Annotated in this window: 16 protein-coding genes and 1 pseudogene; 6 read left to right on the top strand and 11 right to left on the bottom strand. The window is 58.6% G+C overall.

The features are described from left to right. Positions 1-7: 7 nt before the first annotated feature. The 9 genes and pseudogenes from EYC79_RS03555 to sppA all read right to left on the bottom strand — a co-directional run bounded on the left by EYC79_RS03555 (position 8) and on the right by sppA (position 11,156). Positions 8-2,836, bottom strand: a complete 2,829-nt coding sequence (locus tag EYC79_RS03555; RefSeq protein ID WP_130977160.1) for a [protein-PII] uridylyltransferase — start codon at positions 2,834-2,836, stop codon at positions 8-10. An 85-nt stretch (positions 2,837-2,921) separates the two neighbouring features. After that, entirely contained in the window at positions 2,922-5,573 is a 2,652-nt protein-coding gene (gene mutS / locus EYC79_RS03550; RefSeq protein ID WP_130977353.1) for a DNA mismatch repair protein MutS, read from the bottom strand. A gap of 181 nt (positions 5,574-5,754) precedes the next feature. Beyond that, positions 5,755-6,561, bottom strand: a pseudogene (gene olsB / locus EYC79_RS03545) (l-ornithine N(alpha)-acyltransferase); the annotation flags it as partial. Between the two features lie 205 nt (positions 6,562-6,766). Continuing rightward, on the bottom strand, positions 6,767-7,261 hold the full coding sequence (lspA, locus tag EYC79_RS03540; RefSeq protein ID WP_062427114.1) for a signal peptidase II: 495 nt from the start codon (positions 7,259-7,261) through the stop codon (positions 6,767-6,769). Further along, positions 7,261-8,118: a TrmH family RNA methyltransferase gene (locus EYC79_RS03535; RefSeq protein ID WP_130977158.1), complete on the bottom strand. Its 858-nt coding sequence runs from the start codon at positions 8,116-8,118 to the stop codon at positions 7,261-7,263. The genes lspA and EYC79_RS03535 overlap by 1 nt, the downstream gene beginning before the upstream one ends. Then, positions 8,115-9,248, bottom strand: coding sequence for a class I SAM-dependent rRNA methyltransferase (locus EYC79_RS03530; RefSeq protein ID WP_130977157.1), 1,134 nt, complete (start codon positions 9,246-9,248; stop codon positions 8,115-8,117). Before EYC79_RS03530 ends, EYC79_RS03535 begins: the two co-directional genes overlap by 4 nt. A 193-nt stretch (positions 9,249-9,441) precedes the next feature. Further along, positions 9,442-9,783 carry a LapA family protein gene (locus EYC79_RS03525; protein ID WP_062443025.1) on the bottom strand — a complete coding sequence of 114 codons (342 nt, stop codon included), beginning with the start codon at positions 9,781-9,783 and terminating at the stop codon, positions 9,442-9,444. 84 nt (positions 9,784-9,867) lie between these two features. Next, positions 9,868-10,173: an integration host factor subunit beta gene (locus EYC79_RS03520; RefSeq protein ID WP_062427118.1), complete on the bottom strand. Its 306-nt coding sequence runs from the start codon at positions 10,171-10,173 to the stop codon at positions 9,868-9,870. 26 nt (positions 10,174-10,199) lie between these two features. Next, positions 10,200-11,156, bottom strand: a complete 957-nt coding sequence (gene sppA / locus EYC79_RS03515) for a signal peptide peptidase SppA (RefSeq protein WP_130977156.1) — start codon at positions 11,154-11,156, stop codon at positions 10,200-10,202. 246 nt (positions 11,157-11,402) lie between these two features. Here sppA and lptC point away from each other — a divergent pair, with 246 nt between their 5' ends. The 6 genes from lptC (at position 11,403) to ptsN (ending at position 16,559) form a co-directional block, all read left to right on the top strand. Further along, positions 11,403-12,068: an LPS export ABC transporter periplasmic protein LptC gene (gene lptC / locus EYC79_RS03510; RefSeq protein ID WP_062599197.1), complete on the top strand. Its 666-nt coding sequence runs from the start codon at positions 11,403-11,405 to the stop codon at positions 12,066-12,068. Between the two features lie 12 nt (positions 12,069-12,080). Beyond that, positions 12,081-12,653, top strand: coding sequence for an LptA/OstA family protein (locus EYC79_RS03505; RefSeq protein ID WP_130977155.1), 573 nt, complete (start codon positions 12,081-12,083; stop codon positions 12,651-12,653). Between the two features lie 16 nt (positions 12,654-12,669). Beyond that, positions 12,670-13,476, top strand: a complete 807-nt coding sequence (lptB, locus tag EYC79_RS03500; protein WP_245495192.1) for an LPS export ABC transporter ATP-binding protein — start codon at positions 12,670-12,672, stop codon at positions 13,474-13,476. Between the two features lie 211 nt (positions 13,477-13,687). Continuing rightward, positions 13,688-15,229, top strand: a complete 1,542-nt coding sequence (gene rpoN / locus EYC79_RS03495) for an RNA polymerase factor sigma-54 (protein WP_130977154.1) — start codon at positions 13,688-13,690, stop codon at positions 15,227-15,229. 224 nt (positions 15,230-15,453) lie between these two features. Beyond that, complete coding sequence (hpf, locus tag EYC79_RS03490) at positions 15,454-16,029, top strand: ribosome hibernation-promoting factor, HPF/YfiA family (protein WP_062427124.1); 576 nt, start codon at positions 15,454-15,456, stop codon at positions 16,027-16,029. Positions 16,030-16,097: 68 nt separating this feature from the next. Beyond that, the gene (gene ptsN, locus EYC79_RS03485; protein ID WP_130977153.1) at positions 16,098-16,559 is read left to right on the top strand and encodes a PTS IIA-like nitrogen regulatory protein PtsN; all 462 of its coding nucleotides are present in this window, start codon (positions 16,098-16,100) and stop codon (positions 16,557-16,559) included. A gap of 211 nt (positions 16,560-16,770) precedes the next feature. Here the strand turns inward: ptsN and grpE are convergent, their stop codons facing one another. Beyond that, the gene (gene grpE, locus EYC79_RS03480; RefSeq protein WP_062427125.1) at positions 16,771-17,403 is read right to left on the bottom strand and encodes a nucleotide exchange factor GrpE; all 633 of its coding nucleotides are present in this window, start codon (positions 17,401-17,403) and stop codon (positions 16,771-16,773) included. A 165-nt stretch (positions 17,404-17,568) separates the two neighbouring features. Continuing rightward, positions 17,569-18,660 carry a heat-inducible transcriptional repressor HrcA gene (gene hrcA / locus EYC79_RS03475; RefSeq protein ID WP_062443036.1) on the bottom strand — a complete coding sequence of 364 codons (1,092 nt, stop codon included), beginning with the start codon at positions 18,658-18,660 and terminating at the stop codon, positions 17,569-17,571. Between the last annotated feature and the right edge of the window lie 38 nt (positions 18,661-18,698).

Here is an 18,698-nt window from a genome sequence, read left to right as displayed (position 1 = left end):
TTTTTGTTCAAGCCTTTGCGGTGCGCGCAGCAGGAAGGGCTGCTACATCCGGATGCGCGATGATGCCGGAGGGCATACGATCACGCAGTTCATCTTCCTGCTCCGCCATAACGGCCTTCAACCGCATTGCGATATTGGACTGACGGTTTTCCGTCATCACCTTCTGGCCGAAGAGATCGGTGACATAGAAGGTATCAATGACCTTTTCGCCGAAGGTGGTGATACGCGCGGAGGTGATATCCAGCGACAGATCGGCCAGCACCGCCGTCATGTCCGCCAGAAGGCCGGGACGGTCAAGGCATTCGACCTCGATGACGGTGAATTTGTTGGAAAGCCCGTTGGAAATCGTCACCGACGGCGGGATAGTGAAGGTCTTGCTCTTCTTGCGGCTCTTGGTCCGCGTCGCGATGATCTCGGGAAGCCGCTTCTTGCCGGCCAGAACCTCTTCGATCAGCTTGCCGATGTTGGTGGCGCGGCGGGTCTCATCCTCATCGATCGGGAATTCGCGGTTGATCAGGATCGTATCGAGTGCGCGGCCGTCTGATGTCGTGAAGATCTGAGCATCGGCGATGTTGGCGCCGGCAGCGGAGCAGGCGCCGGTGATGATCGACAGCAGGCGCGGATGGTCGGGCGCCAGAACCGTGATCTCGGTGATGGCGTGGAAGGAATGGGTGCGGGCCATGGTCGCCAGCGCCTTTTCCTGCTTGTCCGCCTCACGCAGAAAGCGGGTGTGGCGGACCTGGTCCTCCAAGGCGACCGACAGAAGATAGGCATCATAATGCAGCTTGCTGTACTTGCGGCGCGCCTTCTGACCCCAGTCATCCAGCGCATCGTAAAGGCGCTGACGGGCGATCTTGGCGCGCTCCTTGCGCGAGCTTTCCGAAAAGCCGCCGGAGAGAAGAAGCTCGGTTTCGTAGTAAAGCGTGCGCAGCAACTGCCCCTTCCAGCCATTCCAGACGTCCGGCCCAACGGCGCGGATGTCGCAGACGGTGAGGATCAACAGCATCTTCAGCCGCTCCATCGACTGAACCTTGTCGGCAAAGTCGGTGATCGTCTTGCGGTCATGCAGATCGCGGGTCTGGGCCACCATCGACATCAGGAGATGCTGCTCGATCAGCCACATCACCGTCTCGGTCTGCTTGGTGGAGAGACGGAAGCGCTGGCAGAGCTTGCGGGCCACGCGTGCACCGGCAATGGAGTGATCCTCCTGCCTGCCCTTTGCCACATCGTGAAGGAGAACGGCGACATAGAGAGCGTCGCGGTCTTCAATGGCTGGCATCAACTGGTTGACCAACGGATGGGTATCGACCGCCTGCCCCTTATCGATCTCGGCGAGGATTGCGACCGAGCGGATCAAGTGCTCATCGACCGTATAGTGATGATACATGTTGAACTGCATCATCGCGACGATCTTGCCGAATTCGGGGATGAATTTGCCGAGAACACCCGCCTCGTTCATGCGCCGTAGCGTCAGTGCCGGATCGCGCCTCGAGGTCAGGATGGCGAGGAACAGCCTGTTGGCTTCCTCATTCTCGCGAAGCTCATGATTGATGAGACCGAGTGAGCGGGTCACGACGCGAAGGGCATCCGGGTGCAGTTCGAGATTGTTGATATCGGCCACATGGAAAAGCCGGATCAGGCTGACCGGATCATTGCGGAAGACATCGGCATTGGCGAGCGCAATGCGACCGCGGTCTTCGACGAATTCACTAGAGCCCGGGATCTTGCGAAGCCGATGCGCAAAGCGGCTGAGAACGCCGGAAAGCCCCGGCACATCCTTCGCCTGGCGGTCCTCAAGAGCAGCGCAAAGAATGCGCGTCAGGTCACCCACATCCTTTGCCACGAGGAAATAGTGCTTCATGAAGCGCTCGACCGCCGAAAGGCCGGGGCGAGGCTGGTAATGAAGGGCGGCGGCAATCTCGCGTTGGATATCGAAGGAAAGCCGCTCCTCGGCCTTGCCGGTGATGAAGTGCATCTGGCAGCGCACCGCCCAGAGAAAGTCATCGGCCTTTTCGAAGAGCTTCAGTTCGCTTCTGGAAAGAACGCCGAGCTTCACCAGCTCTGCCGTGTCGCGCACGTGGTAATAATATTTGGCGATCCAGAAGAGCGTGTGGAGATCACGCAGACCGCCCTTGCCTTCCTTCACATTCGGCTCGACCAGATAGCGGGTGTCGCCTGCCTTGCGGTGGCGCTGGTCGCGCTCGGCCAACTTGGCGGCGATGAATTCCGGACCGCTATTGGTGACGACTTCGGTTTCGAATCGGCGCTCCAACTCGTCGGCGAGCGACTTCTTTCCGCAGATCGGGCGCATTTCGAGAATGGCGGTGCGGATCGTCATATCCGCCTTGGACAGCTTGATGCACTCATCCACAGTGCGGGTGGCGTGGCCGACCTTAAAGCCGACATCCCAAAGAATGTAGAGAATGAACTCGATCGCCTTGTGCATGTCCGGCGTGTTCTTGAGCGGCAGCAGGAACAGAAGATCGATGTCCGATCCGGGTGCCAGCGTACCGCGCCCATAGCCGCCGACAGCGGTGATGGCGATGCCTGGCGCATCCTTCGGATAGACATATTGGCAGGCGAGATCGTAGAGCACCTCGATCAGACGATCCTGCAGCCAGGAAATACGCCTTGCGCAGTCAATGCCGCCGCCTTCGGAATCGAGAAGATCGCGCGCCATTTGCCGTCCGTCGCTGCTTGCCTTCTTGAAGATGGGCAAAAGGTCGGAGCGCACATCCGAAACGCGCTTTCCATCGCCTTGAAAGACGAGATCGCATTGATGCTTCAGTGCTGCGACATCCAGTATCGCGGAGAAATCCAGTTCCTTAGAGGCCATTGAGGCAATATCCATTCCATGCGTCTTGCGCTGATGGCACAGCGCTATAGCGATTTTGAGGCCGAATGGACAGGCACTCTACGCATCAAGCGTTGCCAAGTTGTTTCTTGAGCGCATAGAGCGCATCCAGTGCCTCGCGCGGCGTCATCTCATCCGGATTCAGCACCTTCAACGCCTCATCCACCTTCGAGTTGCCCTTGGCGCTTGCCGCTTCGCGCCGGACCGCGACCTGAAACAGCGGCAGATCATCGATCAACTGGCTCGCCGGGTTTTTGCGATCGGCATCTTCGAGTTGGTTGAGAACCTCTCTTGCCCGCTCCACCACCGCGGCGGGAAGGCCGGCAAGGCGGGCCACCTGAATGCCATAGGAACGATCCGCAGCACCGGGACCAACCTCATGCAGGAAGATCACGTCACCTTCCCATTCCCGCACCTTCATGGTGACGTTGGAGAGGCGGCCGAGCTTTTCAGACAGCACCGTCAGCTCATGGAAATGGGTGGCGAAAAGACCGCGGCAGCGGTTCACCTCGTGCAGGTGCTCGACCGTCGCCCAGGCGATGGACAGACCGTCAAAGGTTGCAGTACCGCGCCCGATCTCGTCGAGGATGACGAGCGAACGTTCCGTTGCCTGATTGAGGATTGCAGCCGTCTCGACCATTTCGACCATAAAGGTCGAGCGGCCACGGGCGAGATCGTCGGAGGCGCCGACGCGCGAGAACAGCCGGTCGACAATGCCGATATGGGCAGCCTCTGCCGGAACGAAGGAACCGATCTGGGCGAGGATGGCGATCAACGCATTCTGACGCAGGAAGGTCGACTTACCACCCATGTTCGGACCGGTCAGCATCCAGATCGCGCCGTTGCGATTGCCATCGACGGCTGAGAGATCGCAGTTATTGGCAATGAAGGGTCCGCTCGACTGACGGCGCAAGGCCTGCTCCACGACCGGGTGACGCCCGCCGCGGATTGCAAAGGTCATGGAGCCATCGACCACCGGGCGGCAATAGGCCTGTTCGGATGCAAGATGTGCGAGGCTCGTTGCCACGTCGATAGCAGCAAGTGCCAGAGAGCCCGCCTTGATGGCTTCGGCTTCGGCCACCACCGCCTGCACCATCCGGTCGAAGGCTTGCAATTCCATGGTCAGCGCCTGGGCGGCGGCGTTGGCGATGCGGCTTTCCAGATCGGCAAGTTCGGTGGTGGTAAAGCGCATGGCGCCGGCCATCGTCTGGCGGTGGATGAAGCGCGCCTTGGCGTCGTCGCTTCCCGTCATCACATCGGCATTGCCAGCCGTCACCTCGATGAAGTAGCCGAGCACATTATTGTGCTTGATCTTCAGCGACTTGATCCCGGTCTCTTCCGCATATTGCAGCTGCAAGCCGGCAATCACCCGACGCGACTGGTCGCGCAGCGCCCGCACCTCATCGAGTTCCGGGTTCGAGCCTTCACGAATGAAGCCGCCATCGCGCTTCAGGAGCGGAAGATCGTCCGCCAACATCTCCGACAGCATGGCTTCGAGCGAGGCTGGCAAGGCTTTGAGATCGGCGAGCGCTGCCGCCAGTTCGTCGGGCAACAGACCCTGATCAAGCAACTGACCGACGATCGCGGCAGCGGAAAGTCCCTGGCGAATGGCACCGAGATCACGCGGACCGCCGCGATCGAGCGCCAGGCGCGACAGCGCGCGCGGCATGTCTGCCACCTGTTTCAGAGCCTCGCGCAGACCATCGCTCAAGGATACATCGTCGATCAGATAGGCCACCGCATCAAGGCGGGCGTTGATCCGTTCAGGATCGGTCAGCGGCGACATCAGCCGTTCCGCCAGAAGCCGCGCACCGCCGCCGGTGACCGTGCGGTTGATCGCCTGCAACAGCGATCCATCGCGTTCTCCGGCAAGCGTCTTGGTCAATTCCAGATTGGCGCGGGTCGCAGGATCGATGAACAGCGTCGAGGCAGAGCTTTCGCGCTCCGGCGCACCAAGAGGCGGGCGCTCGGCAATCTGCGTCTTCTCGACATAGGCGACGGCGGCAGCGGCGGCTGCCAGTTCCACACGGGAGAAAGCTCCGAAGCCATCCAGCGTCGAGACGTTGAAGTAGCGCGCGATGCGGCCTTCGGCGGTCGCGCTATCAAACAGGACGGCAGGTTGAGGGACGGCCACGCGACCCAGCACATCGAAGGTCGGTCGCAGTTCTTCGTCGTGAAACAGGCTGTCGGCCACGATCAACTCGCGCGGATCGATGCGCCAGATGTCGGCCAGCAGCCGAGTCAATGTCGTTTCCGCCAGTCTGAAAACGCCGGTGGAGATATCGATCCAGGCAAGCGCAAACTGCGCCTCCGAACTGCCGCGGATGCGCGCAAGTGCCATCAGGTAGTTGGATTCGGTCGGCGAGAGCAGCTTTTCTTCGGTCAGCGTGCCGGGTGTGACAAGGCGCACGACGTCACGTTTGACCACCGATTTCGAGCCACGCTTCTTGGCTTCCGCCGGGTCTTCCACCTGTTCGCACACAGCAACGCGGTAGCCGCGCATGATCAGCTTTTGCAGATAGTCATCCGCCGCATGGACCGGAACGCCGCACATGGGAATGTCCTGACCCAGATGCTGGCCGCGCTTGGTGAGGGTGATGCCAAGTGCGCGCGAGGCTTCCGCCGCATCGTCGAAGAACAGTTCGTAGAAATCGCCCATGCGATAGAAAAGCAGCGAACCGGGATTGTTCGCCTTGATCTCGATATACTGCTCCATCATCGGCGTTGCCGATGCGCGGCTCTCTTCGGAAATGAGCGAGGCGGTGGAATGAACGTCCGTCAATGGCGTGATCGTATCTGCTTGGGGCTTTGAGAAAACAAAGCCGGAGATTACCGGCGCGGCTCTCCAAGAACAACACGCAGAACGACGAACCCACAGGAAGCTTGATGCTGGAACGGTATCAGCCGTTGAAGCGCTCTGCGTCACCGCCATAGTAATTGATGTAGCGGCCGGCAATCGATGAGACCGGCAGGATCACCAGCACGTCGGTGGTGTTGAAGGCATGGTCGACCACGGCACCGGCACCGAACATGGCGCCAAGACGCATATAGCCCTTGATCAGCGGCGGCATGGCGTTGAGCGCCCGACGCGGATTGATCGCTTCAAGCGGCATCATATCCATTTCGCGATAGAGTTCCGGCAGTGCCTCGGTCCGCCATTCAGCCTTGGAGCCGCAGCTGTGATGCAGGAAGGACAGCGCCAGCGCGTGAGCTTCCGGCTGAATGCCTGGGAAGGAGGCACAGCCGATCATCGCATCCATGCGGTGACGGACGGCGTAGGCCCAGTTGCCTTGCCAGAGAAGTTCGAGGGTGCGCTTGGTGCGATACTCAGGCAGCACGCAGGAGCGTCCCAACTCCATGAAGCGCTTATCCGGATGGCGCGCGATCAGGCTCTCGATTTCGAATTCGCTTGCCGAGTAAAAACCCTTATTCGCCAACGCCGTCTCCTGCCTGAGCAGGCGATAGGTGCCGACGATCTGATCTTCGGGATCACCTTCTATGGCATTGTCGAGAACCAGGAGATGGTCGCAGACGGCGTCGAAGGCATCGATGTCGCGACCGCGACGCATCGCGTCTGCCGGAAGCCGGGCACCCATCTCTTCGACGAAGACGCGGAAGCGGACCTGCTGGGCTGCGTCGATTTCACGCTCATTTCTGGCGAGGCGTGTTTCGAGGGAGCCGATACGACCAAAGACGTCGGCGTCCCGCTTTTCGGCAGCTGGCAAAACAGCGCCGCCCAAGCCCGTGCCAACAATGCTGCGTTCCAGAACTTCCGAGACCATGGAGAATCGCCCCGCCACCGTTTGATCTTGGCGTCATAAATCACTTCTTGACGACAAAACAGTGACAGTTAGCCGCGTAAGTGACGTTGCGTAAACTAAATTTCGCGATCCGGTCTTGCGTAGCAGTCGTTCAGGTTTTCTTTCGTGCCGCCTTGGCCTGCAGCAACTCATCCAGAATGACGCAGCCTGCGCCGATGGTGATGAAGGAATCGGCAAGGTTGAAGACCGCGAAGGACCACGTTTCCGTGTGGAAGAGAATGTAGTCCACGACGTGCCCGTAAAGAAACCGGTCGAAGATGTTTCCCGCAGCACCGGCGATGATCAGCGCAAAGCCGAGATGGGCAAAGGTGCGGTCGGCATCCGTCTTTCGCCACAGCCAAATGACGAAGGCGACGATGAGGAGCCGCATGGTGACGATGGCCCAGCCCTCCATGCCCGACAGCATGGAGAAGGCCACGCCAAGATTGTAGGTGCGGTAGAGCGCCAGGAACGGAATGACCGGCACCATCTCCTGCAGAGGCAGATATTTTTCCACCAGCACCTTGATGATCTGATCGGCAAGCAGCGCCAGAAGAATGAGGGCGATGGCGGGAGCGGGTCTGGAGAAGAGAGCGGGCTTGGCCATTACTTTACCATCGCAAGTTCGAGAAGATGTCGACGCGCTTCAAACAGCATGACTGCGCTTGCGATCGCCAGATTGAGGGAGTCGGCCCGACCCTGTTGCGGGATGCGGGCAAGCTGGTCCGCCTGCGAGGCAAGCTCCGGCGGAAGGCCCGACTGCTCGTTGCCCATCAAAAGCACGACCGGCTTTTTCGCGTAGTCGATGGTGCGGTAATCTACCGAGCCGGCGAGATGGGTTGCGACGACGCTGACGCCGGCAGTCTTTCTCCAGCTCAAGAATTCATCCACCGATGCGCGCGCAACAGGCATCGCAAACACCGAGCCCATCGTGGCCCGCACGGTTTCGAGCGAGAAAGGATCGGTGCAATCGCCGACGAGAATGACTCCGGAGGCACCGGCTGCATCTGCCGTGCGGATGATCGTGCCGAGATTGCCAGGGTCGCGCACCCGGTCGAGCGCGACATAAGTCTCACCCGCAGCAGGCCGGATATCTCTGAGCGGCTTCCATTTCTGATCGAAGATGCCGACGACCATCTGTGGGTTGTCGCGGCGGGTGATGGATGAGATCACCTTTTCGCTGACTTCCAGCACGAGACCACCGGACGCCACCGTCTTCACCGCAGCCTGCTCGACCAGCGGCTTGCCCTTGGCGGCCTTGGCATAGACCAGCGTGCGGATCGTCCAGCCGAGTTCCAGCGCATCGATGACAAGCTTCAGCCCCTCCGCCATGAAGGTGCCGCTCTCTTCGCGGCCCTTCTTCTGGGTGAGGTTCTTGATGTCCTTGATGATCGGATTGGCGAGGCTGGTAACTTCCTTGACCTGCCCTACCCTGCGTGGGCCGTTTTCATGACGATCATTCATTTCGGCACCCAGCGGCTGAAGAGAGAGGTTGAAAGCACACGGCCCGGCGTCTTGCCATCAAGACCCGCTTCGCGGATGACGAGTTCGCCGGAGGTAACCTCGCCACCTGCACCGCGCATGGTTTCGCGCATCAACTCGTGCATGGAGTAGAAGCTGGCGCGGATGGAATAGGCGGTCAGCACGTATCCCAGCGCCTTAGGCGACAGGATTTCGCGGCAGACATCCAGCATCAGCGGCAGATGATCGTAGAGATCCCAGACCTCGCCATGGGTACCGCGGCCGAATTTCGGCGGATCGGTGAGGATGATATCGTAGCTGTTGCCGCGACGTTCCTCGCGCAGGATGAACTTCATGGCGTCTTCGCAGATCCAGCGGATCGGCGCATTTTCAAGACCGGCAAGCGCCTGGTTTTCTCGCGCCCAGCCGATCGCCTTTTTCGAGGCGTCCACATGGGTGACTTCCGCTCCAGCGGACGCCGCGACAAGCGACGCGACACCGGTGTAACCGAAGAGGTTCAACACTTTCAGCGGTCGATCGGCCTTTTCGATTGTTTGCTTCAACCACTCCCAATGGACGATCTGTTCGGGGAAGACACCCACATGGCGAAACGCGGTAAAGCGGCCGAGGAAACCGACGCCGAGCAGAGACAGCGGCCATGTCTCGCCAAGCGCTTGCTTTGGAAAACGCCAGCGTCCACTGCCTTCTTCATCCGTATCACCGGTGAAGATCGCATCGGCATTGTCCCAGACCCGTTCGGCAAGGCTCGGCCGCCAAAGCGCCTGCGCCTCGGGACGAACGATGCGGTACTCGCCATATTGCTCGAGCTTCAGGCCATTGCCGCTGTCGATCAGGTGAAAGTCACCAGCACCGAGCGATTCAAGAATGACCGGCACCTGCTCGGTCGGAAGGGCGCCGGAGCGCTCCTTCAACGGGCGCGGAGGGGCGGCTTCGACGGCTGGAGCGGAGGCTTGAACCTTTTCCTTTGGGGCGGTGGCAGCGGGGCGAACGTAATCTGGAGCGCGTGCGCGCGCAGCATCCTTCTGGCGAGGCGGCTTGCTACCGGGCTTGCCTGAGCGATTGTCCTGTCCGGCGCGCGGTTTAGCGCCCTGGCGGTTGTCTTTCTTCTTCAACGACGGTCTTTCCACGTCTCGACGCGAGAGGTACGGAGATTGGCCGTACCACTTGCGCTTTCCAGTCTGCATCCCCGGGCGAATGGCGGCCCGGATGCGGTTGGAAAGCGCATATCATTAGAATGGGGGATTATCAAAGGGCGTGGCAAAATGATGCGCCATGGCGACGGATCAAAGAACCGAGAGCCGCCGCCTATTTTGCGGCAAGCTGTCTCGACACGGGCGATGCCGTTTGCGTGTTAGCCGCTGCCTTGGTGGCCTCATCGTGCCAGCGAATGGCTTCTCGCGCCTCGAGACGAGCGCGCTTGCGGTGCTTGCCCTGCGAAATCCAGGTCGCGGCCGAGCCGAGGAGAATGCCGAACAGAACCGACAGAAAAATGAAGACGAAGAAGGGTGCCGTGAAGGAGAGAACGCTGTCACTGGGTTGGAACGGATTGAGCGCCAGCGTCACACTCTCACGGTTTGCCACGCACAGGATAATCAGAATGATGGCCAGTGGCAGAAGGATCAACAGGTTGACGATCTTCTTCGACATTCAAGGTACTCCGTCTTTGGGGGCCTTCATGCAATCTGGACGAACGTCACGCCGGACTTAAGGATTGTCGAGCGTCGATTGCGCTCAATCCTCGTCTTCGACGTCGCCCATGCCCGGGTTGAGCCTTTCGCGAAGCTCCTTGCCGGTCTTGAAGAAGGGAACCCATTTTTCCTCGACAAAAACGGACTCACCCGTGCGCGGGTTCCGTCCAGAACGAGAGGGCCGGTTCTTTACCGAGAATGCGCCAAATCCACGAAGTTCGACACGATTGCCGGCAGCAAGCGCATCGGTGATTTCATCAAGAACCGCATTGACGATATTTTCGACATCGCGGTGATACAGGTGCGGGTTACGCGCAGCAACGATCTGCACCAGTTCAGACTTAATCACAGTTGCCCCCTGAAAGGATTAGGTTTTTATCGGCCATCAACCTGCCAAACCGAAACAAGACCGTCAAGAAACAACTTGTCGGTGCCGAGTTGGCGAGACGCTGCAATCGGGAAAAATTCATCCAAGCCCAGCATTTTTGCAAGACCTGCGACGCTGAAGATGGAAAAGGGCGAACGCTTCGATGGTGCCGTCCATTCGATGATGGGCAAATCCTTGTCCAGACCGCGGCTTTCGAAATAGGACTTGATCTCGGTTTCGCCGCCGAGCGTATCGATAAGCTTGACGGCAACGGCCTGACGTCCGGTGAAGATCGACCCATCGGCAAGCTTCAACACTTCGTCACGCGGCAGCTTGCGCCGGTCGGCCACCAGATCGACAAACCAGTTGTAGCTGTCCATGACCATGTTGCGGATCATGACCTTCGATTCTTCCGGCGGCTCGTGGAAAGGCGACGGCTCCGCCTTCATCGGCGAGGATTTGATTTCCTGCAGCGACACGCCGAGCTTGTCGAGGAGCGGTCCGACCTGCGGATACTGGAAGATCACACCGATGGAGCCGGTGATCGAGGTATCGCCTGCGACGATCGTGTCGCCGGCGGTCGCAATCATATAGCCGGCGGAGGCTGCAAGCGTGCGGACGTCGGATACGACCGGCTTCTTCTTGTCCGCTACGGCGCGGATCGCCTTGAAGATGCGCTCGCCGCCGTAAGTTGTGCCACCGGGCGAAGAGATGGAAACGATCAGGCCCTTGGCGCTGGTGCTGTCTGCAATTTTTTGAAGCCGCTCCAGGAGTTCGGTATCGTCCTGGATCAGGCCGCTGATCTCGATCTTGGCGATATGCGGCCTTGCGCTCGATTCCGGCTCCGCGACAGCGAAGCGATAGACAACAAAGAGGGCCGCTATCAGCAAGAGAACTGCAGCAACCCGCCAGAATGTCAGCTTGCGGCGCAGGTGCCTGCGGTCTGCGATTGCCATCTGGTCCATCAAATCACCTTCGCTTCACAGCAGTTAAGCTTCAACTGCGCCTCGGCGCATATGAACCTTGTAACGACCTCTTGCAAGCGCGTGAACTTGCAATGTGCGGTTTTTATAAAAAACACCCGGCTCTTGCGCTCTTTCTGATAAAAACCATATTGGCAGCGCAAGGCCATCGTGCCAAACACGTTAGATGAATATATAAAGGTCTGTGTGCGACTTTAAGCTGTACTTGTAGACCTCCGGATTTGACGAATGCTCGAAAGACTTAATCAACCGGCACCGGGATTTTCGGTGGCTGACAATCTGCCCGATGCGTATGCTCTGGCGAAGCGTCACTCCGCGCGCGTAAAAAAGTTGAAGATCGGGCTTCCGATCGCAGCAGCGATCGTTTCGCTTGCTTTCATCGGCGTCTCGCTTGCCCGCACATGGCTTCCCGCCGAAGTGTCGCTGCAAAGCGCCTCGATCGAGGACGGCAAGATCGTCATGGAAAAGCCGGCTCTGGCGGGGCGCAACAACAAGGGTTTCGACTACTCGATGAATGCCGAGCGCGCGCTTCAGGACGTGACGACGCCTAACCTGATGACGCTTGAGAAAGTGCTGGCAGCCGTGCCGATGAATGACATCGTGGCACAGGTGGTGGCGCAGGAAGGCATCTTCGACCGCACGACAAATAAGTTGAAAATGACGGCGCCCTTTGACATCAATCTGAGCAATGGCCTAAAAGCCAAATTTCAGTCTGCCAATGTCGACCTGAAAGCGGGAACGATGGAGAGCGACCAGCCGGTCGACATCACCACGAAGGAAGGCTCGATTGTTGCGGAAAGCCTACGCATAGCCGATAATGGCAGAACGATTGTATTTTCGGGGCAGGTACGAGCTCGTATTGCTGCATCCACCATTCAGAACGCAGGCAAGTGAGAGCCCGACCAGATGATGCAGATTTCCCGCAACGCCCCCTTCAAGAGAACCGCCGGAATTTCGGCTGCCATTGTTCTGGCATGTCTTTCCACACCGGCCTTTGCTCAGAACACCACCAGCAAGATGGACGGCATGAAGCTTTCCAGCGACCAGCCGATTGCGATTGAAAGCGATCAGCTCGAGGTGCGCGATCAGGAGCACAAGGCCTACTTCACCGGCAACGTGAAGGTTGTTCAGGGAACGACCACGCTGCAGGCTGGCAAGATGACGGTTCTCTACAAGAACAAGGGCGACGGGCAAACGACATCGGTGACCGGCGGTGATGCCGATATCGACAAGATTTTCGTCGACAATTCCGTTTACCTGACATCCGGTACACAAAAGGCGACGGCCGATCATGGCGAGTTCGACATGGCCTCGCAGACCTTTACGCTTTCCGGCAAGCAGGTCGTCCTGTCGCAGGACTCCAACGTCTTCACCGGCTGCAAGCTGACGGTGCTGATGAATACCGGTGAAGCCAAGCTAGAGAGCTGCGGCGGTCCCGTCCGCATCATGCTCGATCCCAAGTCGCAGAAAAAGCAGTAAGCCGCTCATCGTGAAAATGCCCTTGATTTCAAAGCTTCTTGGCAGAGATTCCGCACGTCCGTCGACAACCGACGCGAATGCGGGCGATAAATCTCGCTATGAAGGCACCTTGATTGCCCATGGCCTGACCAAGACCTATAACACGCGTCGCGTCGTCAACGGCGTGTCGCTCGTCGTGCGTCGCGGAGAGGCTGTCGGACTGCTGGGGCCGAACGGTGCGGGCAAGACCACCTGCTTCTACATGATCACCGGCCTCGTTCCCGTGGATGATGGCAAGATCGCCATCAACGGCAATGATGTGACGGGCATGCCGATGTATCGCCGCGCGCGCCTTGGCGTCGGCTATCTTCCGCAGGAAGCTTCGATCTTTCGCGGCCTGACCGTCGAAGACAATATTCGCGCGGTCCTGGAAGTGCATGAGAAGGACGAGAAGAAGAGAAACCGAAAGCTCGACGAGTTGCTGGAAGAGTTTCACATCTCGCAGCTGCGCAAGTCTCCAGCGGTCGCTCTTTCGGGTGGCGAACGCCGTCGTCTTGAAATCGCCCGTGCTCTCGCGACCGATCCGACCTTCATGCTGCTCGACGAGCCTTTTGCGGGCGTCGATCCGATTTCCGTCAGCGACATTCAGAATCTAGTGCGCCACTTGACGGCACGCGGGATCGGCGTTTTGATCACCGACCATAATGTGCGCGAAACGCTGGGTCTCATCGACCGCGCCTACATTATTCATGCGGGCGAAGTGCTGACGCACGGTCGGGCCGACGAGATCGTCAACAATGCCGATGTTCGTCGCCTCTATCTCGGAAACAACTTCAGCCTCTGAGGGCCGCATTTTCCGGCCTGAAAGCGCGGCAGTCTTAACGGGAAGGTGATGATATCACAGCATTCCCGTCAAAGAATCTTGCTCTGCACCTCACTCTTGACCTTGACCAAACCCAAATAAAAAGCAATTTTTGGGCCAAGTTCTCCTTGTTTTGCCGAACAACAAAAATTTTCTGCAAAACAGGGGCGTGTTTGGGAGTCGAGTGTCCGCCATGGCCTTGTCAGCCAGCCTGTTGCTGCGTCAAAATCAGTCACTTGTGATGACTCCGCAGCTGATGCAGTCGATCCAGCTGCTTCAGATGACGCATATCGAGTTGGTCAGCTTCATCGCCCAGGAAGTCGAAAAGAACCCTCTGCTTGAAATTGCGGCAAATGATAGCGATCCTGGCGAAACATTCGGCAGCGACGAAGCTACGAGTTCGCAAGCCTCAGAGAGTATTGAATCGTCCCATACGAGCGAGACGGCGGAATGGTACGGCGATGACGCCCCTGTTCTCAACGAGGCGCTGGACACCAATTTCGCCAATGTGTTTCCGGATGATGAGAGCGGACGCAAGGCCGACGCGCCGGAGCTTCTCGGCCAATGGAAATCCATGCCCGGCGCCGAGGCTGGCGACGACTACGATCTTGATGATTTCGTTGCGCGCAAACCTAGCCTGCGCGACCACATCGCACAGCAGGTGCCGTTCTCGGTCACCGGTCTCACCGACAGCATGACAGCCGACGCTCTGCTCGATCATCTCGACGAGACCGGCTATATCTCCGCTGACGCCGTCAGCGATGTGTCAGAGCGGCTGGGACGGCCGGAAAAGGACGTCGAGGCGATCTTGCGCATCCTGCAGAGTTTCGATCCGCCGGGTGTCTTCGCTCGCTCACTCAGCGAATGCCTGTCGATCCAGCTGCAACAGAGAGATCGGCTGGACCCGGCGATGCAGGCTTTCGTTGGCAACCTCGATCTTTTGGCCAAGCGCGATTTTGCCACGCTCAAAAAGCTTTGCGGCGTCGATGAGGACGACCTTCTCGACATGCTGAGCGAGATCCGTGGTCTCAATCCGCGTCCCGGTGCTGGCTTCGAGACGGGCTCGTGCGAAACCATCATACCGGACATCATTGTCCATCCCTCCACCGACGGAAGCTGGCTGATCGACCTCAACCCGGAGACTCTGCCGCGCGTCCTGGTCAATCACAGCTATTTCACGGAAGTATCCAAGCTGAAACCGCGCGCGGGGGAAGACGGCGAATTCCTCTCCACCTGCATGCAGACGGCCAACTGGCTGACGCGCAGCCTCGACCAGCGGGCGAGGACGATCATGAAGGTGGCGAGCGAAATCGTCCGGCAGCAGGATGCGTTTCTGCTGCATGGCGTGGATCACTTGCGCCCCCTCAATCTGAAGCAGGTCGCCGATGCCATCAAGATGCATGAATCGACGGTCAGCCGCGTCACATCGCGCAAATACATGCTGACGCCGCGTGGCGTCTTCGAACTCAAATATTTCTTCAGCGTCTCCATCGGCTCGTCGGAGGGCGGCGACAATCACTCGGCAGAAGCGGTTCGTCATCGCATCCGCACGATGATCGCGCAGGAAGCGCCCAGCTCGGTTCTGTCCGACGACGATATCGTCGATCAGCTGAAAAAAAGTGGTATCGATCTGGCGCGACGGACTGTCGCAAAATATCGTGAAGCGATGAACATCCCCTCCTCCGTACAGCGCCGTCGGGAGAAAAAGGCGATGGCTCGCATGGCCTCTGCTTGAGACCTTTTATTATAGTTTACAGACACTTAAGATTGACAATTGACTTGCCTAGCCGACAAGGCTAGAAGCTCGCCGCAGACAAGGCGGGGGTCTGAAGAGGGAATTGCATTCAAGGGGCAGCGGCATTCGTCTGCAAAGGCACGAAAGAGGTCGCGAAACGCTTGGATGAGCGCTCAGCTTGACGTAAGCTGGTATACGCAAATCACTGAAAAAGGAAAAATTCCATGAGTGTGCGTGTATCTGGTAAACATATGGATGTGGGCGAGTCTTTCCGTCAAAAGATCGAGGACAATATAAGCCAAGCCGTTACCAAATACTTCGATGGGGGGTATTCCGGCCAGGTGACGGTCGCGAAGTCCGGCCAGCTTTTTGCTGCGGATTGCAAGATCCACCTCGATACTGGGGTCGTTCTGCACGCGGCAGGACAGGCCAACGATCCGCAAGCCAGCTTCGACGCGGCGGCAGAGCGCATTGAAAAGCGCCTGCGTCGTTACAAGCGCAGGCTCAAGGATCACCATAACGGTTCAGCGTCCAAGGGGATCGATGAGGAAGTCGCCTACCGGGTGATGGATGCAGTCCCGGATGAGGATGAGGAAATCGCGGAAGATTTCGCGCCAACAATCGTGGCCGAGACTTCCAAACAGATCAAAACCATGACGGTTGCAAGCGCAGTCATGGCTCTCGATATGACCGATGAGCCAGTTCTGCTGTTTCGCAGCCCGTCGAAAGAACTCAACATCGTCTACCGTCGCAACGATGGAAACATCGGCTGGGTCGACGCGGCGATGATCAAGAGCTGAAGTCTAAGGACCCGGAAGGCGCCCTCAAGCGTCTTCCGGTTCGTCTCGATGGCATGAAGGAAAAAGAAATGGCATTGGCAGATTTGCTGCACCAAGATGCGATTATTCCCGCGCTGAAGGTCAATTCCAAGAAGCAACTCCTTCAGGAACTGGCAGCAAAGGCATCCCGTATCACCGGGGTTACCGAGCGGGACGTATTCGACGTCATCTTGCAGCGTGAGCGGCTCGGCTCCACCGGCGTCGGTCATGGCATTGCCATTCCCCATGGAAAGCTGAGCAGCATTTCCTCCATTACCGGCGTTTTCGCACGCCTGGAAACACCCGTCGACTTCGAAGCACTCGACGACCAGCCGGTCGATCTCGTATTTCTTCTGCTCGCGCCGGAAGGTGCTGGCGCCGACCACCTGAAAGCCCTGTCGCGGATTGCCCGCGTTCTGCGCGACCCGGAACTGGTGGCGAAACTGCGCGCGACTGATTCCGATACGGCGATCTACACCTTTCTTAACCAGGAGCAGGTGAACGCGGCCTGAACGCCAAGTTTGGGTTCACGCGGACATAGCCTCGACGTTTAAAGCGCCGTGCGTCCTATTGGACGCACGGCGCTTTACCTTTTTGAATCGACGCATCGTGCTTTCCGAAAATCGAGACCGATTTTCGGGCCGATGCTGTAAAACAAAGGCCCGGATATCGATCAGATATCCGGGCCTTTTGCTATTGATCAGATGAAGACGAAGAAGGCGCTCAGGCGTCTTTCTCGTTGAGACCGCTTGTGCCAGGCTCAGCACCTGCCGGCGCTTCAACCTTCGGGCCACCCTTGGCGACACCGACCATGGCTGGACGCAGAACGCGCTCGCCGATGGTAAAGCCAGCCTGCACCACTTGAACGACAGTGTTGTTCGGCACGGTGGTGTTGGGGATTTCGAACATGGCCTGATGGAAGTTCGGATCGAACTTCTCACCTTCGGCATCGATCTTCTTCACGCCGTGACGCTCAAGTGCGGAGAGCATGGAGCGCTCTGTCATATCGACGCCTTCGATCAGGCCCTTGATATTGGCTTCGGCACTTGCCTTCAGCTCTTCGGGAATGGTGTCGAGCGCGCGGCGAAGATTGTCGGAGACGGCCAGCATGTCACGCGCAAAGCCGGCAACGGAATAGGCCTTTGCATCCTTGACCTCGCGTTCGGTACGACGGCGAAGATTGTCCATCTCAGCGGCCAGACGCAGGAATTTGTCGCGAAGATCGGCGTTTTCCGCCTTCAGCACATCGATCGGATCGGGTTCTGCCTGCTCCGGCACCGCATTCTCCGCCGTGGTCGCTTCCACTGCTTCGTCGGCAGCGCCTGCGTCAGGTCCGGTCTTGTTGGTGTCAGTCATGACGTTCTCCAAATTACATGTGTATTGTGGCTTGCAATGAGATTGAGCCCGATATCGAGCTTTGCCATGCAAAAATCAAGGCTTACGGGAAAAAGGAGCGGTTTTTCAAGCGACCTGCGCGGTTAGAACGTTTCCTTTCAGATGGAAAGGTCAAATGGAAACGCTCTAACGTCGCTTGGTGGAAAGCCGCGCCATGATCTGGGCGGTGTAATCCACCATCGGCACGATGCGGGAATAGTTCAGCCGTGTCGGGCCGATAACCCCGACAGCGCCGACGACCCGGTTCTCATCGTCCTTATAGGGCGCGACGATCAGCGATGAGCCCGACAGGGAAAACAACTTATTTTCCGAGCCGATGAAAATCCTGACCCCGGATCCTGTCTCTGCCAGATTGAGGATCTCGATGAGGTTTTCCTTGCGTTCCAGATCGTCGAAGAGAAGACGAACCCGGTCGATATCCTCTTCGCCGGCCAGACCTTCGAGAAGATTGGAGCGGCCGCGCACGATCAGACGACCAAGCTTGCCTTCCTCATTGTCGCCGGACCAGACGGCAAGCCCCCGCTCCACCAGATCCTGCGCCAGCGTGCTCAGCGCGCTTTGCAGCTCGTTCTTCTGTCGGGCTATCTGGCTTCGCAGTTCCGGCAGCGTCTGGCCGCCGAGATGCGCGTTGATGAAGTTGGCGGCCTCGGTCAATTGCGACGAAGTAATGCCGGCCGGCAGCTCGATGATGCGGTTTTCGACCTGGTTATGATCACCGACCAGAACGGCGAGCGCCTTGGTCGGCTCCAGCCGGATGAACTCCACATGTTTGAGGACGGCATCGTTCTTGGCGGTCAGCACCAGCCCTGCCCCGCGCGACATGCCGGAGAGCATGCTGCTTGCCTCATACAGCAGGCCTTCGAGAGACTGTTCGCGCCCGGAGATCGGGCCGATATGCCGGTCGATATTGGCGCGCTCGGCCTCCGGCAGCTCGCCGACCTGCATGAAGGCATCGACGAAGAAGCGAAGCCCGGTCTGGGTTGGCAGGCGGCCAGCGCTGACATGCGGCGAATAGATAAGGCCGAGCTCCTCCAGATCGCTCATGACGTTACGCACAGATGCGGGCGACAGCGACATGGGAAGCAGGCGAGAGAGACTGCGCGAACCGAGCGGTTCGCCCGTTTCCAGATAGCCTTCCACAATGCGCCTGAAGATCTCGCGTGAGCGATCGTCCAGAAGCGCACCTGGCTCTTTGCCGATGGGAGGAGTTATGCCCATGCCGCTCGTTGTTCCCCAAGCTGTTTTGACTGTCTTGA

This window comes from Agrobacterium cavarae (genome assembly GCF_004310285.1).
Lineage (GTDB): Bacteria > Pseudomonadota > Alphaproteobacteria > Rhizobiales > Rhizobiaceae > Agrobacterium > Agrobacterium cavarae.
This window is presented reverse-complemented; position numbering and strand designations above follow the sequence as displayed.

Bases quoted from the DNA above. Each gene is read 5' to 3' on its own strand.
- EYC79_RS03505 (WP_130977155.1), top strand. From the start codon at position 12,081: ATGATGCAGATTTCCCGCAACGCCCCCTTCAAGAGAACCGCCGGAATT.
- lspA (WP_062427114.1), bottom strand. From the start codon at position 7,261: ATGGCCAAGCCCGCTCTCTTCTCCAGACCCGCTCCCGCCATCGCCCTC.
- rpoN (WP_130977154.1), top strand. From the start codon at position 13,688: ATGGCCTTGTCAGCCAGCCTGTTGCTGCGTCAAAATCAGTCACTTGTG.
- mutS (WP_130977353.1), bottom strand. From the start codon at position 5,573: ATGATGGAGCAGTATATCGAGATCAAGGCGAACAATCCCGGTTCGCTG.
- hrcA (WP_062443036.1), bottom strand. From the start codon at position 18,660: ATGGGCATAACTCCTCCCATCGGCAAAGAGCCAGGTGCGCTTCTGGAC.
- EYC79_RS03555 (WP_130977160.1), bottom strand. From the start codon at position 2,836: ATGGCCTCTAAGGAACTGGATTTCTCCGCGATACTGGATGTCGCAGCA.
- hpf (WP_062427124.1), top strand. From the start codon at position 15,454: ATGAGTGTGCGTGTATCTGGTAAACATATGGATGTGGGCGAGTCTTTC.
- EYC79_RS03525 (WP_062443025.1), bottom strand. From the start codon at position 9,783: ATGTCGAAGAAGATCGTCAACCTGTTGATCCTTCTGCCACTGGCCATC.
- grpE (WP_062427125.1), bottom strand. From the start codon at position 17,403: ATGACTGACACCAACAAGACCGGACCTGACGCAGGCGCTGCCGACGAA.
- lptC (WP_062599197.1), top strand. From the start codon at position 11,403: ATGCTCGAAAGACTTAATCAACCGGCACCGGGATTTTCGGTGGCTGAC.
- ptsN (WP_130977153.1), top strand. From the start codon at position 16,098: ATGGCATTGGCAGATTTGCTGCACCAAGATGCGATTATTCCCGCGCTG.
- EYC79_RS03535 (WP_130977158.1), bottom strand. From the start codon at position 8,118: ATGAATGATCGTCATGAAAACGGCCCACGCAGGGTAGGGCAGGTCAAG.
- lptB (WP_245495192.1), top strand. From the start codon at position 12,670: ATGCCCTTGATTTCAAAGCTTCTTGGCAGAGATTCCGCACGTCCGTCG.
- sppA (WP_130977156.1), bottom strand. From the start codon at position 11,156: ATGGACCAGATGGCAATCGCAGACCGCAGGCACCTGCGCCGCAAGCTG.